14 protein-coding genes and 1 tRNA gene are annotated in these 14,355 nt (G+C 66.3%); 6 read left to right on the top strand and 9 right to left on the bottom strand.

The genetic code is table 11. The features are described 5' to 3' along the window. The first annotated feature begins 28 nt into the window (after positions 1-28). The 3 genes from I7X39_RS12745 (at position 29) to I7X39_RS12735 (ending at position 3,321) form a co-directional block, all read left to right on the top strand. Positions 29-895: an alpha/beta fold hydrolase gene (locus I7X39_RS12745; protein ID WP_198111546.1), complete on the top strand. Its 867-nt coding sequence runs from the start codon at positions 29-31 to the stop codon at positions 893-895. After that, positions 892-3,162 carry a RelA/SpoT family protein gene (locus I7X39_RS12740; protein ID WP_198111545.1) on the top strand — a complete coding sequence of 757 codons (2,271 nt, stop codon included), beginning with the start codon at positions 892-894 and terminating at the stop codon, positions 3,160-3,162. The genes I7X39_RS12745 and I7X39_RS12740 overlap by 4 nt, the downstream gene beginning before the upstream one ends. Before the next feature lie 82 nt (positions 3,163-3,244). Beyond that, positions 3,245-3,321 (top strand) — tRNA-Val (locus I7X39_RS12735). Positions 3,322-3,438: 117 nt separating this feature from the next. Here the strand turns inward: I7X39_RS12735 and I7X39_RS12730 are convergent. From I7X39_RS12730 to I7X39_RS12705, 6 genes are all read right to left on the bottom strand, one after another. Next, complete coding sequence (locus tag I7X39_RS12730; RefSeq protein WP_198111544.1) at positions 3,439-3,957, bottom strand: hypothetical protein; 519 nt, start codon at positions 3,955-3,957, stop codon at positions 3,439-3,441. A gap of 207 nt (positions 3,958-4,164) precedes the next feature. Further along, the gene (locus I7X39_RS12725; RefSeq protein ID WP_198111543.1) at positions 4,165-4,575 is read right to left on the bottom strand and encodes an HNH endonuclease signature motif containing protein; all 411 of its coding nucleotides are present in this window, start codon (positions 4,573-4,575) and stop codon (positions 4,165-4,167) included. 184 nt (positions 4,576-4,759) lie between these two features. Beyond that, positions 4,760-5,785, bottom strand: a complete 1,026-nt coding sequence (locus tag I7X39_RS12720) for a plasmid recombination protein (RefSeq protein ID WP_198111542.1) — start codon at positions 5,783-5,785, stop codon at positions 4,760-4,762. A gap of 85 nt (positions 5,786-5,870) precedes the next feature. Further along, positions 5,871-6,188 (bottom strand): hypothetical protein, encoded by a 318-nt coding sequence (locus tag I7X39_RS12715; RefSeq protein WP_198111541.1) that lies wholly within the window; start codon positions 6,186-6,188, stop codon positions 5,871-5,873. A 10-nt stretch (positions 6,189-6,198) separates the two neighbouring features. Continuing rightward, positions 6,199-6,405, bottom strand: a complete 207-nt coding sequence (locus I7X39_RS12710) for a helix-turn-helix transcriptional regulator (RefSeq protein ID WP_198111540.1) — start codon at positions 6,403-6,405, stop codon at positions 6,199-6,201. A 509-nt stretch (positions 6,406-6,914) separates the two neighbouring features. Continuing rightward, positions 6,915-8,084: a tyrosine-type recombinase/integrase gene (locus I7X39_RS12705; RefSeq protein WP_198111539.1), complete on the bottom strand. Its 1,170-nt coding sequence runs from the start codon at positions 8,082-8,084 to the stop codon at positions 6,915-6,917. Positions 8,085-8,415: 331 nt separating this feature from the next. On the opposite strand from I7X39_RS12705, the gene I7X39_RS12700 reads away from it, so the two are divergent. Beyond that, a complete protein-coding gene (locus I7X39_RS12700; RefSeq protein WP_198111538.1) occupies positions 8,416-9,615 on the top strand; it encodes an acyltransferase family protein in 1,200 nt (399 codons plus the stop codon). Here I7X39_RS12700 and I7X39_RS12695 read toward each other — a convergent pair. Both I7X39_RS12695 and I7X39_RS12690 read right to left on the bottom strand, forming a co-directional pair. After that, positions 9,542-10,822 carry an NAD(P)/FAD-dependent oxidoreductase gene (locus I7X39_RS12695; RefSeq protein WP_198111537.1) on the bottom strand — a complete coding sequence of 427 codons (1,281 nt, stop codon included), beginning with the start codon at positions 10,820-10,822 and terminating at the stop codon, positions 9,542-9,544. The two genes, I7X39_RS12700 and I7X39_RS12695, sit on opposite strands and share 74 nt — an antisense overlap. A gap of 14 nt (positions 10,823-10,836) precedes the next feature. Further along, on the bottom strand, positions 10,837-11,157 hold the full coding sequence (locus tag I7X39_RS12690; RefSeq protein ID WP_198111536.1) for a c-type cytochrome: 321 nt from the start codon (positions 11,155-11,157) through the stop codon (positions 10,837-10,839). A gap of 112 nt (positions 11,158-11,269) precedes the next feature. Here I7X39_RS12690 and I7X39_RS12685 point away from each other — a divergent pair, with 112 nt between their 5' ends. Beyond that, positions 11,270-11,743, top strand: coding sequence for a TlpA family protein disulfide reductase (locus I7X39_RS12685; RefSeq protein WP_198111535.1), 474 nt, complete (start codon positions 11,270-11,272; stop codon positions 11,741-11,743). Between the two features lie 13 nt (positions 11,744-11,756). Next, positions 11,757-12,092: a hypothetical protein gene (locus tag I7X39_RS12680; protein ID WP_232351928.1), complete on the top strand. Its 336-nt coding sequence runs from the start codon at positions 11,757-11,759 to the stop codon at positions 12,090-12,092. 42 nt (positions 12,093-12,134) lie between these two features. On the opposite strand, the gene I7X39_RS12675 is transcribed toward I7X39_RS12680, so the two are convergent. Next, a complete protein-coding gene (locus I7X39_RS12675) occupies positions 12,135-14,348 on the bottom strand; it encodes a xanthine dehydrogenase family protein molybdopterin-binding subunit (RefSeq protein ID WP_232351939.1) in 2,214 nt (737 codons plus the stop codon). Positions 14,349-14,355: the final 7 nt, after the last annotated feature.

The following is a 14,355-nucleotide window of genomic DNA, read 5'->3' as shown; positions in this document are numbered from 1 at the left end:
GGATCGTTTCCGGATCCAAGGATAGCCAATGAGCCCCCCGCGCCTGTGTCATTACCAAGCCATGAACCCCGGCGGCCTGCACCGCCTGGCGTATTGGGAATGGGGCGACGCGACCAATCCCCGGGTGCTCGTCTGCGCCCACGGCCTGACGCGCCAGGGGCGCGATTTCGACACCCTGGCGCAGCGCCTGTGCGGCGAATACCGCGTGGTCTGCCCGGACGTGGTGGGGCGGGGTGAATCCGACTGGCTGCCCGAGCCCGAGCATTACGGCCTGCCGCAGTACGTGTCCGACATGGTGGCCCTGCTGGCGCGCCTGGACCCCGGCTCGGTCGACTGGGTCGGCACCTCGATGGGCGGCCTGATCGGGCTGGTGCTGGCGGCCGTGCCGGGCAACCCGCTGCGGCGTCTGGTGCTGAACGATGTCGGCCCCACGCTGGAGGCGGAGTCGCTGGAGCGCATCGGCACCTATGTGGGCCAGCGCATGCACTTCGCCAGCTTCGAAGAGGGCGTGGCCCATCTGCGCAGCATCTCGGCCGGCTTCGGGCAGTTCCCGCCCGGCGCCTGGGAGGTGCTGTCGCGCCCGATGTTCAAAGCAACGCCGCAAGGCCTGCGCCTGCACTACGACCCGGGCATCGGCCTGGCCTTTCGCAGCTTGACACCGGAGGCCATTGCCGAGTCGGAGCTCTTCCTTTGGGCCGCCTACGAGAGCCTGCAGCTGCCGGTGCTGCTGCTGCGCGGTGCCGAGAGCGATCTGCTGAGCAGGGAGACGGCGCAGCGCATGGCCGACTGCGGCCCGTGCGCGCAGGTGCTGGAGCTGCCCGAGGTGGGCCACGCGCCGATGCTGGACCGTGACAGCCATCTGAACCCCGTGATCGAGTTCCTGCGCGCCGCATGAAGACCGCGCCCGCCGACCCGCAACGCGCGGCCATCGTCCAGCTGCTGCTGGACGAAGCACCGCCCGCCGAACCGCCCGGCCTGCCCGAGCGCCTGCCCAGCCCCGCCCGCAGCGCCGCCGCGCCCGATGTGCTGACGCGCGCCCGCGCCTTCGCCGAGCCCCTGCTGGCCGCGCGCGTGCTCGACAGCGGCGAGGACCAGCTCGGTCATGCCGACGGTGTTGCCGCCATCCTGGCCGGCATCGGGGCCTCGCCCGGCGTGCAGGCCGCGGCCTATCTGGTCTACGCCGCGGAACATTTGGCGGATCCGGTCGAGGTCACGGCCAAGGCCTTCGGCGAAAGCTTTGCCGATCTGGTGGACCACACGCGCAAGTTGGTGCGCATCCAGCGCGCTGCGCGTGCCGCGCGCCTGGAAGACGCCGAGGCCGTCGCCCAGCAGCTGGAACGCGTGCGCAAGATGTTGCTCGCCTTCAGCAAGGACCTGCGCGTGGTGCTGCTGCGCCTGGCCTCGCGCCTGCAGACCCTGCGCTGGTTCGCGCAGGTGCGCAAGCCCTGTCCGGTGGAAGTGGTCCTGGAAGCCCGCCAGGTCTTTGCGCCGCTCGCCAACCGGCTGGGCATCTGGCAGATCAAGTGGGAGCTGGAGGATCTGGCTTTCCGTTTCCTGGAGCCCGAGCAGTACCACGGCCTGGCCCGCGCCCTGCACGAAAAGCGCCTGGAGCGCGAGCTGCGCGTGCACCAGGCGCGCGCCCAGCTCAGTGCCGAGCTGCAGCGCCTGGGGGTGTCGGGCGAGGTGCAGGGGCGGCCCAAGCACCTCTACAGCATCTGGAAAAAGATGCAGGGCAAGGGCCTCACGCTCGACCGCGTGTTCGACCTGCGCGCCCTGCGCGTCATCGTCGACAGTGTGGATGACTGCTACGCCGTGCTCGCGCGCCTGCACGAGGTGTACGAGCCGGTGGAGGGTGAGTTCGACGACTACATCGCGCGCCCCAAGCCGAATGGCTATCAGAGCCTGCACACGGTGTTGCGTGCCCCCGATGGCCAGACCATGGAGGTGCAGATCCGCACCCATGCCATGCACGAACATGCCGAGCATGGCGTGGCCGCGCACTGGGCCTACAAGGAAGCCGGCACCAAGGGCTATGGCGGCCAGGCCAGCGCGGGCGATCAGGAGGCCACGGTGCGCGAGGCCCGCAAGGCCGTGCTGCGCCAGCTGCTGGCCTGGGAGCGCGACCTGGCCGAGCACGCGCCCAGCAGCGAGGGCGAGGAGGCGCGCATCTTCGTCTTCACGCCGCAGGCTGCGGTGGTGGAGCTGTGTGCCGGCGCCACGCCAATCGACTTCGCCTACCACCTGCACACCGAGCTGGGGCACCGCATCCGCGGCGCCAAGGTCGATGGCCAATTGGTGCCACTGAACACCAAGCTGCAGAGCGGCCAGACCGTCGAGGTCATGGGGGGCAAGGAGCGCGGCCCCTCGCTGGACTGGCTCAACCCGGAGCTGGGCTTTCTTGCCTCGCCGCGCTCCAAGGCCAAGGTGCGCGCCTGGTTCAATGCCCTGCAGACCGAGGAGACCGTGGCGCGCGGCCGCGAGCTGGTGGAAAAGCTGCTGGCGCGCGAGGGCAAGACGGCCATCAAGCACGACGAACTGGCCGCGCGCCTGGGCTTCAAGAGCGCCGAGCAGCTCTTCGAAGTGGTGGGCAAGGACGAGTTCTCGCTCAAGCCCATCGAGCAGCTGCTGCGCCCGGCCGAGCCCACGGCGGCCGAGGACGAGGACGCGCTGGCAGCGCGCCACCACGTGCGCCCGGCCGCCCAGGCCCCACGCGGCGGCGTGCTGGTGGTGGGGGTGGACTCGCTGCTCACCAATTTGGCGCGTTGCTGCCGCCCGGCCCCGCCCGATGCGATCCGCGGCTTCGTTACGCGCGGCAAGGGCGTGGCCATTCACCGGGCCGACTGCGGCAACCTGCTCGACAGCCTGCGCCGCACGCCTGAGCGCGAGATCGACGTCACCTGGGGCCAGACGCAGGGCAAGCTCTACCCGGTGGATCTGGTCGTCGAGGCCCAGGACCGCTCGGGTGTCATGCGCGACGTACTCGAAGTCTTCGCCAAGCTGCGCCTGCGCGTCAGCCATGCGCAGACACAGAGCCAGCGTGGCAGCCGCCCGGACACGCAGTGGATGGCCTTCACCGTGGAGATCGCGGGGGCTGAGTCGCTTTCGCAGGTGCTGCGATCGGTGGCCCAGGTGCCCGGCGTGCGAAGTGCGCGCAGGCGTTGACGACTTCAAAAAATCTCGTGTATAGTCGTGGGCTCTTGTGGTGCAGAGCTGAAGCGATTCAGACGCATCCAAGGCAGACCCCAGGCGCGTAGCTCAGCTGGTTAGAGCACCACCTTGACATGGTGGGGGTCGTTGGTTCGAGTCCAATCGCGCCTACCAATTCGGAGCCCCGTAAGTCATTGATTTACGGGGCTTTTTCCATCTGCCTCACGTTTTTGGCTCTTCGCTCAATCGGCAGAGTACGAAAAAGGTATGGAAAAGTCCCCTTGTAATGCCTCAGTCTGGTTGCGACAGGCTGCGTTCCAGCGCCTTGAAGCATTCATCAAACTGCCTCGTCGTAGCCGGGTCTTTTTTGAGTGACGCGGTTAGGACAAGGTCGGTGGGCGCACCCTCACGCCGAAAGCTGACTGTGATCCGAGCTTCAGGGTTGAAGACTACTTCCCCGAGGAACGCAGCTGCTTGCCTCATGGGAGTGCCGGCGAGTTTGTAGGTCTCCGGGTCGCCTTTAGTGAACTTGCGGTCCACTATTGGCAGAGCTTGATCGTTGCCGGCCTTGAACCAGAACGATTGGAACGGCACAGGCGTTGTGACTTTCTGATTCAGGCTCGGCGTGGTGAATAGCCCCCCCTTCATCAGTCCGAAGCCATCTTTGTAAACCGACACAGACGCGTCCACTATGGTGAATGGAGCGACATCTGTGTTGGCAAGAAGTAGGAACCTTAGGCCGCAGCCAGTTACCTCCCCGGCTTCGGTCGAATTCATGGTCGCCTGGGTGGAGGCGGTCGCTTCGTACATGGGGCCGCAAATTGCGGCGGGCGCCCATGCGCTCAAAGCAAGAAGGACGAATGACCTCATGCCGCCTCCCTCAGCGATCCGTCTATGACGGTTTGATCGTATTCCGACCACCTCGCACACCTGTAATCGGTGGGTGTGCCGTCCACCGTTCGCCCGCAGAGGGATTTCACCCGCTGAGAAGTCAAGGTGCCCGAGCAACAGCCTAGTTCAGAGGCGTTTGACAGCGTTGCTTTCGCGGCGCTGGCGGCAATGACGGATTTCTTCTCGGTCCTTTGTCTTTGCGGCGTCCTGGGTCTGCCATTGCATGTTCTGCGGCGTATCGGCGCCACCGGCGCAAAGTGGTTCGATGTGATCCACCACAAAGCCGGGGCAGGGCCCAGACCGTTTGCCGTTCGCGGGGCAGGGGTTCGCTCGTTTGAACTCGGCCTTGGCGGCGGCGCTACGCGTTACCGCTGATGCCCGGTCGTAGAGCGCCAGTAGTGCGAAGGTGAAGGCAAGAGTTCGCAGAATCAATCCGACCTCCTGATTGCCTGGTGGCTTGTCCCATTCCCGTTTGAATCCGCTTGATTGTTTTCGATGCCAGGAATTTTTTCCGTGAGTGGAAAGACCGGCGGTCACGGGGACGGTCCAGCTGTGAGGATTGAGGCCCCGGGGTGGGGCTGCCATCTCCCGCAGGCCGCAGCTGGCTCGCGCGCGCACGAAGAATCTTGGGTTGGCGGTGGTTCCCGGCGATCTGGCCGGTCCAGTTGGGGGGCTCTCGCGAGGATTGGAGCTCCCCCCATGTCCTGATCCCTATGCGGCGTCAGAGGTGCGGCGCCTTCGTTTTCCTCCGATTGTTTGTCGGTGGCGCCACGAACTCGCCTGTTTCTGGGTCGAACCAGTCTGGACTTTGATCCGACTCGCGAACCCGCTCGAAGTCTTCAGCTCCAACGGTGGCTTCTGTTCTGTCGGCGCTTGGGTCTGGCGGTGCGATTGGGTGTGCCAATGCGGGCCGTGGAGGCGGGGCGAACCCTACAGAGCATAGGGATCGATCCTCTGCCGGTTGCTCAAACCCTATAGGGGATCTCTCAGTGCTTGGGCCCTTCCCCTTGGAAGTGAAGATTTGCGCCATGGTCCGTAGCCGCTTGGGCGGGGCTGGCGGCTCCAGGCCCAGCGACGCAAGGTGCGGGCCTGGATCGCGCTCCAGAACCTCCCGAATGGTCGGCCATAGGCTGCTGCGCAAAACCGCGTCCTCGATTCGCTTGATGTGCGCCAGCAGGTAGGCCGCAGCGGTCTGTCTGGCTGGTCCGCTGAGGCGCGGCGCTTTCGTAAGCCCGAATCGGCGGCAGACCACATTGAAGAAGCTCTCGAAGTGGGCCTGGAGCGCCGCTTTATTGCCCACAAGGTCAGAGCCGATCATGCGGCCCTTCACCAGGGGCAGGATCAACACATGGCAATGTGGCGCTGCTTCGTCGCGGTGAATGTCGGAGCTCAGAATGTTTTGGTGCCCTCCGAATCGGTCGGCGGCCCATTCCGTACAAGCCAAGAAGTAGTCCTTGTCGCTGATGGTGTGGTTCTGCGGGAGGCTGAAAACTGCCTCGATGGCGCGCACTGCGTCTTTGCGCAGCTTCGATATGCCTGCGGTCATCTGGTGGTGTTCAGCCAGTGCGGCAACGTCATTGGCATGCGCTGGCCCAATCAGCGTTTCATTCAGGTGTGAGCGCCTCGGATCAATTGATCCGGAGGCGCCCACTTCTGCCTGAATGGTTCGCCGGTTGTGTCTTGCGGCGCACGCCAACTTGCCGCTCCCCCTCAGCTTTTTGAACCGAAGGAAAGCGGCGCCGCTCATGGCTTGCGGCCTCGTCGGTGGCTTGCTGCCGCCAGCAGCTCGCGAAGTCGCATCGCCGATTGGTGGAGAAGAAGCAGGAGCAGGATCACTTGATGACCCTCCAAGCGCGCAGCAGTGCCAAGGCCTTGCCTACGTTCTCAGGTGAAGGCCTCAGCCAATACCGCCTGCAACGCGTTTGCTTCCTGCCGCCCAGGCACGGGACTGTCTCCGTCACGCGATCAATCAAGATCCCGTGCTGGTTCTGTAGCGTGCTTACGGTGCTGTGGAGGCAGTGGTCGTGGTGGCGCTCCCCTTCAAAGCGGTTGAGGCTTACCCCCTTCACTGCGAACAGGTAGAGGATGCGCGCCACCTTTGCGTAGGGTGAGTTTTCCCCTGCCGCATTACCGGCATCAATAACGAGCATGGCTTCCCCCTTAGGCGGCGGTGGCCGCTTCGCGCTGCTTGAGCAGCCAAGCGTCGAGGTCTGCGCGCAGGAAGCCGCTAGCGCGGCCCCCGAGCTTCAGGCGGGCGATTTGCCCATCCTTGATCAGCTTGTAGAGGAAGGAGCGGGAGATGTTGAGGTACTCGGCAGCCTGGAGTGGCCGAAGAACTGTGCGGCTTTGGGTGTCGGTTGGTTTCATGAAATCAAACCTGATTGACGAAGTCCACCGCATCGAGCGCCTGGGGTTGTCCGCTTGTTGAAGGCGATCTTCCCGGGCGATACTGCTCGCTGTCCGTGTCCATGGACGGTTCGCAGTCGATGCGGACCTTGTGGCCCCCACTCCGAAGTTGCAGCTTCGGATGTCGGGGGTCACGTCTTTACGGCCCTAGTGCTTCCCTCTACATCGCTTGAGTTTGCGGCGAATTAGTGAGCCGAAACCGGGCACATAGAGCGTGCGGAGGACCGTGACTCATTGTCTACGGGGACGCACTGAAGACAACGGCTGTCCCCAGCGTGTTGCCCGCTTGACAGCTCTTGAATCGGCTCTGTTTCCTTGCATATCGGCGTCTTGTCGTCTGGTGCCGCAGGGGACAAGCTGGGGCTGCTCGACCAAGTTGATGATGATCTGGTTGTCGTAGAAGACGATAGGGTGCTGTCGTGCTTGGGCTCGGCGCTGTTGATGTAGCGGCCCGCCACCTGGGGCTGGACTCACAGGGCTAGGCGGGCGAGCGCCTCTCGCGAATGCGATCCGGTCAAGTGCTTGTAATGCTTCTCGATCATGCGTAGCGATGTGCCGCTCAGTTGGGCAACGGTGAGCAGGTCCAGGCCCGATTGCACTAGGTCTGTGATGACGCTGTGCCGCAGCGCATACGCGGTGGTGGACGGTGGCAAGCCTGCCGCCTCGACTGCGGTCTTGATGGGCCACTTCCAGGCGTCCTTGTTCCAGGCTGACCCGTTTGCGCGCGAAATGAGCGGCGCAGTCGGCAGCTTGTTGATGGCGAACTCAGCAAACTTCGCAGCGGTGGCCTCAGGCAATGCGATCTTGCGGGCGTGGCCTGTCTTCTTGTCCTTGCCTATCGTGATGGTTTGCAGGCGCTTGTCGAAGTTGGCGACGGTCAGCGCTGCCATAGCGCCTGGGCGCAGTGGCACATGGCACAAGGCCCACAGGAAGGCCCCTAGATCCTCGCTGGCGGCCCGAATGAGTGCCCGCCGCTGCTCCGGGTCCAGATAAGCCTCGCGCTGCTTCTCAGCGGCCTCAATCGGGCTGAGTGCTTCGCGCCATGCTGTGTCAGTGATTACGTCCTTGCTCTCTTTGGCAAAGTTCAGCGCGGCGCGTAGGCAAGTCATGTCGCGGTTCAGCGTGGCATCTGAACGCGGCTGGCCTCGGTTGGGGCCGCTCTCGCAGGGGCGCTTGCGATGCTCCCGGCGCCAGTCGTCAAAGTGGCGCCGCTGGAGCTTCTCAAGCTTGGTGGCTGCGAACTTGGGATTGTTCAGAACGTATTTTTGGAACCGGGCCTGGATGTCGTGGGCAGCTCTGGCTCCCCTTGTTTCGCGGATATGGGCGACGTATCGGGAGCAAGCTTCAGTGATGGTGAGTTCCTCGTTGGAGCCTCCGGCCCCGATGTGGTCGAACCAAAGTTCTGCCTGTTTCCGCGCGGCGTCGAAGCGCTGGCCCGGTGTTAGGTCTCCGAAGTCCCCAAGCTTCCGATAAGACTGCTTGCCAGTTGCCTCGTCACGATGGCGGGCGATCCAGTTGCCTTGGCTGGTCGCTGTCATCTTGCGGAAGCCCAGGTAGCAGCCTTTGCGGAGGCAGTGCCAGTACGGATCGCGCCGAGCCTTGAGGGCTTCGCGGTTCTCGACCTTGGAGAGGATGGGCATGGCCGGAGGTACGAAGCAAGTATGAAAACATCATACGAACTTGGGTGGACTCCAGGGGACAAAAACCGCTGTTCTCATAGTGAGTTTTCGTCCATGGCCGACCGCGTTTGTATCGTCACCCGGCCTTGACATGGTGGGGGTCGTTGGTTCGAGTCCAATCGCGCCTACCAATTCGAAGCCCCTGATTCCTCGCGGAGTCAGGGGCTTTTCGTTTGCGGTGCTGGCTCCTGCTTGCCCCTCCATCCGCTTGCCGCAGGCACTTCGCCACGGCGGGGTTGCGGTTCGCCCCAGCGGCCTAGCTGCCGCCGCGGCAGGCCCCGAAGCTGTCGGCATGCACTCCGAAACCCGACTGCCTTTCCTGGATGGCCTGCGTCTGGCCGCCTTTGCGCTGCTGATTCCGTACCACGTGGGCATGTACTACGTGAGCTGGGACTGGCATGTGAAGAGCGCGCAGGCCGGCCCCACGATCGAACCCTTGATGCTGTTGAGCAGCCCCTGGCGGCTGGGCCTGCTGTTCCTGGTTGCCGGGACGGCCTGCCATGGGCTGTGGCGGCGGCGCGGGGGCTGGGGCTTCATACGCGAACGCAGCCGTCGCCTGCTGCTGCCGCTGCTGTTCGGCATGGCCGTGATCGTCACGCCGCAGGCCTACTTCGAGGTGCTGACCAAGGCTCCGCAACTGCTGCCCGGTGACGGCGGCTACCTCGACTTCTGGGCTGCCTACCTGCACGGCGGGCGCTACTGCCGGGGCCAGGACTGCATGGATGTGCCGACCTGGAACCATCTGTGGTTCCTGCCCTATCTCTGGGTGTACGCGCTGTTCGCTGCGTTGCTACTGGCCTGGCGTCGACCCGGGCCGGTGGCCCGGGCGGCTTGGCCGGTCTGGGCCTGGCTGCTGGTGCCGGCCTTGCCCCTGGTGTTGGCGCGCCTGCTGCTGATGCCGCTGTTCCCGAGCTCGCACGATCTGTGGACCGACCTCTACAACCATGCCCAGTACGGCTATCTGTTCGCCCTGGGCTGGGGCAGCCGCTCGCACTGGCCCGGCCTGTGGCAGGCCGCGCTGCGGTATCGCACGCTCAGCCTGGCCCTGGCGTTGGCGGGCTGGGCCTTGTTGATGGTCTATTTCAGTGCGTATGAGACGGTCGAGCCGCCCGCTGCACTGCGCGCGCTGATGCGTGTGCTTTGGGCGCTGATGGCCTGGTGGGCCATCCTGGCCGCCTGTGGCTGGGCGCAGCGGGTGTTCCGCGAAAACAAGCCCTGGCTGCGTGCGGCCAGCCAGGGGGTGCTCTGCGCCTATGTGCTGCACCAGAGCCTGATCGTCGTCTTCAGCCAATGGCTGAAGCCCTTGGCCTGGCCCCCGGTGCTGGAGGGCCTGGCCCTGATCGCGCTGACGGCCCTGGCGTGCCTGCTGCTTTACCGGCTGTTGCGCCCTGTGCCCTTGCTGCGCGAGCTGGTAGGCATCACGGCAGGTTCAGCATGTCCGCCCAGATGTTCTGCGCCCAGCCCAGCGCATAGCGTCCCTCGATCTGGTTGATGGCCGCCGATACCCCGCCCGAGCCGGGCACGGTCTTGACGATCTTCTCGGCCGCGTCGTACTGGTGCACGGTGGCCACATGGATGGCCTCCTTGGCGCTGACGAAGCTGTAGCAGGTGTTCATCACCACCGGGCTGGGGTTCACCGGCTCGCCCTTGAGCAGCTGGATGATGGCCGCCGCCGCCAGCTTGGCATGCTGGTTGGCCATGTGGCCGGACTTGGGCATCAGCGGTCCGGGCATCACCGAGTCGCCCAGCACATGCACGCCCGGCACGGCCAGCGACTCCATCGTCAGCCAGTTCACGCCGCACCAGCGCTGGTTGACGGTGATCAGCCCGGCCTGGCGGGCGATGTCGCCAGCGCGCTGCGGCGGAATCACGTTCAGCACATCGGCTTTCACGTCCTCGAACTCCAGCTTGGCCAACGTGCCGCTGACCTCCTTGAGCTCGGCGTTCGGGCGGTACTCCAGGATGCCGCCGTAGTAGTCCTTGAAGGCCTTCTCGAACAGGGCCTTCTTGGACTGCACCTCGGGGTTGGCATCCAGCACCAGCACCTTGGCGCGCGGCTTGTGCTGCTTCAGATAGGCCGCCACCACGCAGGCGCGCTCGTAGGGGCCGGGGGGGCAGCGGTAGGGCGCCTTGGGGATGGAGATGGCGAACACGCCGCCATCGGGCATCAGTTCGAGCTGGCGGCGCAGCGCCAGGGTCTGCGGGCCGGCCTTCCAGGCATGCTGGATCTCGCCCTTGTCCAGCGCGGCGGCCAGGCCACCCACCTGATCGAGCATGAAGTCCACGCCGGGCGAGACCACCAGGCGGTCGTAGGGCAACTCGCGGCCATCGGCCAGGCGGACCTTGCGCGCCGCGACGTCGATGGCCTGGGCCTCGCCCTGCAGCACCTGCACGCCCGCCTGGCGCAGGCCCTCATAGCCTTGGGTGATGTCGGCCATCTGCTTGAAGCCACCCAGCACGAGGTTGGAGATCGGGCAGGAAACGAAAGCCGGGTTGCGCTCGACCAAGGTGACGTCGATGTTGCCGCCCCACAGGCGCAGGTAGCGCGCCGCAGTGGCGCCGCCAAAGCCTCCGCCGATGACGACGACGCGGCCCAGCGAGGGGCCGGATGGCGCACTGGCGCAGCCGGCCAGGTTCAGTAGGGGCAGGGCGGCGGCACCCGCCAGCAGCTGGCGGCGCGAGGGATGCAAATGCTTCATGGCAACGGCTCCCTTCAGCGGCGCGCCGGCTGGGCGGCGAAATAGGCGGCGACGAGCTTGAGCTGCTCCTCGGTGTAGCCCTTGGCGATCTGGTGCATCACGGTGGCGGGCTGGGCGCCGCTCTTGAAATCGGCCAGTGCCGCGAGCATCTTCTCGGCCGGCATGCCGGCCAGGGGCTTCATGTCGCCGCGCGCCTGGCCATGCGTGCCGTGGCAGTTGGCGCAGGTGGCGGCCAGGCTGCGGGCCTGCAACTGCGGGTCGAAACCCTGGGCGTGAGCGAGGCCGTGGCTCAGGGCCAAGGCCAGCGCCAGGCCGAGCGTGGGGAGGAGCTGCATCGTGCGTCCTTGCAGAAGGTGGGGGCGGCCGGGTTCTACACCGCAGGCCGCGGGCTCACAAGCGGAGCTTCGCCATCTGCTTATGCATTCGTTTAGGCTTATATTCAGATCGATGGACAAGACGCGCCGCCTGCTGCTGCTACAGGCCCTCAGCACCCCCGCCCTGGCAGGGCAGGGCGGCAGGCACGATTGGCCGCAGATTGAGCTGCTGGACGGCGGCAGCCTGGCGCCCGCGCATTGGCAGGATCGCGCGGCGGTGCTGGTGTTCTTTGCCACCCACTGCCCGTTTTGCCGGCGCCACAACCAGCATGTGGAAAAGCTCCATCGCGCCAGCCAGGGCCTGCGCCTGCAGGTGCTGGGTGCGGCGCTGGACCGCGAACCGGCGGTGGTGCGCAGCTACCTGGCCAAGGCGGGCTATAGCTTCCCGGTGACGATGCAGGGCCCGAGCCTTCGTCCGCTGTTCAGCCCGCGCGCGGTGATGCCCCTGACGGTGGCGATCGACCGCCGCGGCGCGGTGCGCGCGGTGGTGCCCGGCGAGATGTTCGAGGAAGATGTGCTGGAACTGCTGGCCTTGGCCAAGGCCTGAACCGGAGAGCACGATGAACAAGACCTGGAAGGACTGGATCCCGCTCGGTGCGCTGCTGCTGGGCGGGGCGGCGCTGGCCCAGACGCCGCCCGCGGCCGAGCTGTTTCGCGATGCCGACCTGGGGCTGGGCGAGCGTCTGCTGAAGGAGCACCGCTGCGCCGAATGCCATGCCCGCAGGATGGGCGGCGACGGCTCGGCCATCTACCGCCCCAAGGGCCGCATCAACGGCCCCGGCCTGCTGCGCGGGATGGTGGAAAACTGCAATACCGAACTGAACCTCAGCCTCTTCCCCGAGGAAGTGACGGCGATCGCGGCGGTGCTGAACCGCGATTACTACCGGTTCCCTTGAGGCTCCCCTGCAAGGCCGGGGCCGCAGCCCCGGCAACCTGAGTCAAGCGAAGCGGAAGGGCAGTTCGCGCTGGCGCTGGCCGGTGAGGCGCGCCACCGCGTTGGCCAAAGCGGGAGCCAGCGGCGGCAGGCCGGGCTCGCCCATGCCGGTCGGCGGCTCCTGCGAGGGCACGATGTGCACGGCCAGCACCTTGGGGGTGTCGGTGATGCGCGGCATGGCCACCTCGTGGAAGTTGCCCTGCTCGACCACGCCATCCTTCAGCGTGATGCGGTGCGTGGGCATGGTGGTGCCCAGGGCCATCAGCGCGGCGCCCTGCACCTGGGCTTCCACGGTGCGCGGGTTCACACAGAGGTTGCAGTGCACGCCGGCGTGTACCTCGTGCAGGCGCGGGCGGCGGTTCTTGCCCTTGCCTTCGAGCGAGGCCACGACCACATAGGCCACCACCGAGTTGAAGCTGGCATGCACGGCCACACCCCAGGCCTGGCCGGCAGGCAGCTTGCGCTTGCCATAGCCGCTCTTTTCCACCGCCAGTTCCAGCGCGGCGCGGGTGCGCTTGGCCTCCGGCGCCATCATCTTCAGGCGGTAGGCCACCGGGTCCTGCTTGGTGGTCATGGCGATCTCGTCGATCAGCGTCTCCATCACATAGGCCGTGTGGGTGGAGCCGACCGAGCGCCACCACAGCACCGGCACGTTCTGCTTGGGGTGGTGCACCGAGAGCCGCATCGGCACCTGGTAGGGCTCGCCCATGCCCTCGGGCGTGGTGGCGTCCACGCCGTCCTTGACCATGAAGGGCTCGAAGGGCGAGCCGCTGACGATGCTCTGGCTGACGATGCGATGGTGCCAGGCCTGCACCTGGCCCTGTGCATCGAAGCCGATCTCGGCGCGGTGAACGGTGAAGGGGCGGTAGTAGCCGCTCTTCATGTCGTCCTCGCGGCTCCACACCACCTTGACCGGCGCGCGCTGCCCCGCCGCGGCCAGGCCCTGGGCCACTGCCACGGCCTCGCGCACGAATTCGGCGCTGGGCGTGGCGCGGCGGCCAAAGCCGCCGCCGGCCATTTGCACATGGATCTGCACCTTGCCGTAGGGCAGGCCGGTGAGCTGCGCCACCGCGCCGGCATCCACGCCCGGCATCTGGGAGGCGTAGTAGAGCTGGCAGGCATCGGGCTGCAGATCGACCGTGCAGGCCAGCGGTTCCATTTGCGCGTGGTTCAGGTAGGGGAAGACGAACTCCGCGACGATGCGCTTGGCGGACTTGTCGGCCGCAGGCAGTTCCTTGCGGAAGTGCGGGTCGGGCACCAGCTTGCCTTCCTGCTGCGCCATGGCCAGGTAGTCCTTGCGCATGCGCTCGGTGTCGGGGCGCTCCAGGCCGGCGAGGTTCCAGTCGATCTTCAGCGCCTGGCGGCCTTGGCTGGCAGGCCAGTAGCCATCGGCCACCACGGCCACGCCTTCGCCGCCGCGGTCCAGCGCCACCTTGAAGACGGCGCGCACGCCGGGCACGGCCAGGGCGGGGGCGGGGTCGAATCCGGCCACCTTGCCGTTGAACACCGGCGGGCGCTGGATGACGGCGGTCTTCATGCCCGGCAGGCGGATGTCCATGCCATAGGTTTGCGTGCCACTGCTCTTGGCGCGCGAGACCTTCAGCCCGGTGGGCTTGCCGATCAGCCGGAAGTCCTTCGGATCCTTCAGCCCCACGGCCTCGGGCACGGGCTGCTGCATGGCGGCGGCGAACAGCTCTCCATAGCCGGCGCTGCGGCCGTTGCCGATGACGCGGCCGGCTTCCGTGCGCAGGCTGGCCACCGGCTGCTGCCATTGCTGGGCCGCGGCCGCCAGCAACATCGCGCGGGCGCGCGCGCCCAGCTCGCGGTACTGGGCATAGCTGTTCTTGATGGAGTTGGAGCCCCCGGTCAGGTGCATGCCCATGGCCGGGTCGACGTAATGGGGTTTCTGATCGCCGAAGCCGGTGTGGACCTGGGCCCAGTCGGCGTCCAGTTCCTCGGCGCAGATCATGGCCAGCGCGGTCTCAATGCCCTGGCCCATGTCCATGCGGTTGCACAGGATGGTGGTCTTGCCGTCCGGCGCAATGTGCACGAAGGCGGGAGGCTGCTCGGTGGGGGCCTGGCCGGGCTTGGGCTTGGGTGCGCCGGCCTGCGCGAGGGCCAATCCAGGCGCCAGCGCAAGGCCGGTGAGGCCACCCACCGTGAGCGTGAGGAAGCGCCGGCGCGAGGGCGTGGCGACGGGCAGGGCGATGCGGTCCATCAGCATG

Origin of the sequence: Inhella proteolytica, assembly GCF_016093275.1 — a bacterium.
Lineage (GTDB): Bacteria > Pseudomonadota > Gammaproteobacteria > Burkholderiales > Burkholderiaceae_C > Inhella > Inhella proteolytica.
This window is presented reverse-complemented; position numbering and strand designations above follow the sequence as displayed.

Excerpts from the sequence above, each read along its gene's own strand:
- I7X39_RS12745 (WP_198111546.1), top strand. The coding sequence starts at position 29 with ATGAGCCCCCCGCGCCTGTGTCATTACCAAGCCATGAACCCCGGCGGC.
- I7X39_RS12740 (WP_198111545.1), top strand. The coding sequence starts at position 892 with ATGAAGACCGCGCCCGCCGACCCGCAACGCGCGGCCATCGTCCAGCTG.
- I7X39_RS12730 (WP_198111544.1), bottom strand. The coding sequence starts at position 3,957 with ATGTACGAAGCGACCGCCTCCACCCAGGCGACCATGAATTCGACCGAA.
- I7X39_RS12720 (WP_198111542.1), bottom strand. The coding sequence starts at position 5,785 with ATGAGCGGCGCCGCTTTCCTTCGGTTCAAAAAGCTGAGGGGGAGCGGC.
- I7X39_RS12715 (WP_198111541.1), bottom strand. The coding sequence starts at position 6,188 with ATGCTCGTTATTGATGCCGGTAATGCGGCAGGGGAAAACTCACCCTAC.
- I7X39_RS12710 (WP_198111540.1), bottom strand. The coding sequence starts at position 6,405 with ATGAAACCAACCGACACCCAAAGCCGCACAGTTCTTCGGCCACTCCAG.
- I7X39_RS12705 (WP_198111539.1), bottom strand. The coding sequence starts at position 8,084 with ATGCCCATCCTCTCCAAGGTCGAGAACCGCGAAGCCCTCAAGGCTCGG.
- I7X39_RS12700 (WP_198111538.1), top strand. The coding sequence starts at position 8,416 with ATGCACTCCGAAACCCGACTGCCTTTCCTGGATGGCCTGCGTCTGGCC.
- I7X39_RS12695 (WP_198111537.1), bottom strand. The coding sequence starts at position 10,822 with ATGAAGCATTTGCATCCCTCGCGCCGCCAGCTGCTGGCGGGTGCCGCC.
- I7X39_RS12690 (WP_198111536.1), bottom strand. The coding sequence starts at position 11,157 with ATGCAGCTCCTCCCCACGCTCGGCCTGGCGCTGGCCTTGGCCCTGAGC.
- I7X39_RS12685 (WP_198111535.1), top strand. The coding sequence starts at position 11,270 with ATGGACAAGACGCGCCGCCTGCTGCTGCTACAGGCCCTCAGCACCCCC.
- I7X39_RS12680 (WP_232351928.1), top strand. The coding sequence starts at position 11,757 with ATGAACAAGACCTGGAAGGACTGGATCCCGCTCGGTGCGCTGCTGCTG.
- I7X39_RS12675 (WP_232351939.1), bottom strand. The coding sequence starts at position 14,348 with ATGGACCGCATCGCCCTGCCCGTCGCCACGCCCTCGCGCCGGCGCTTC.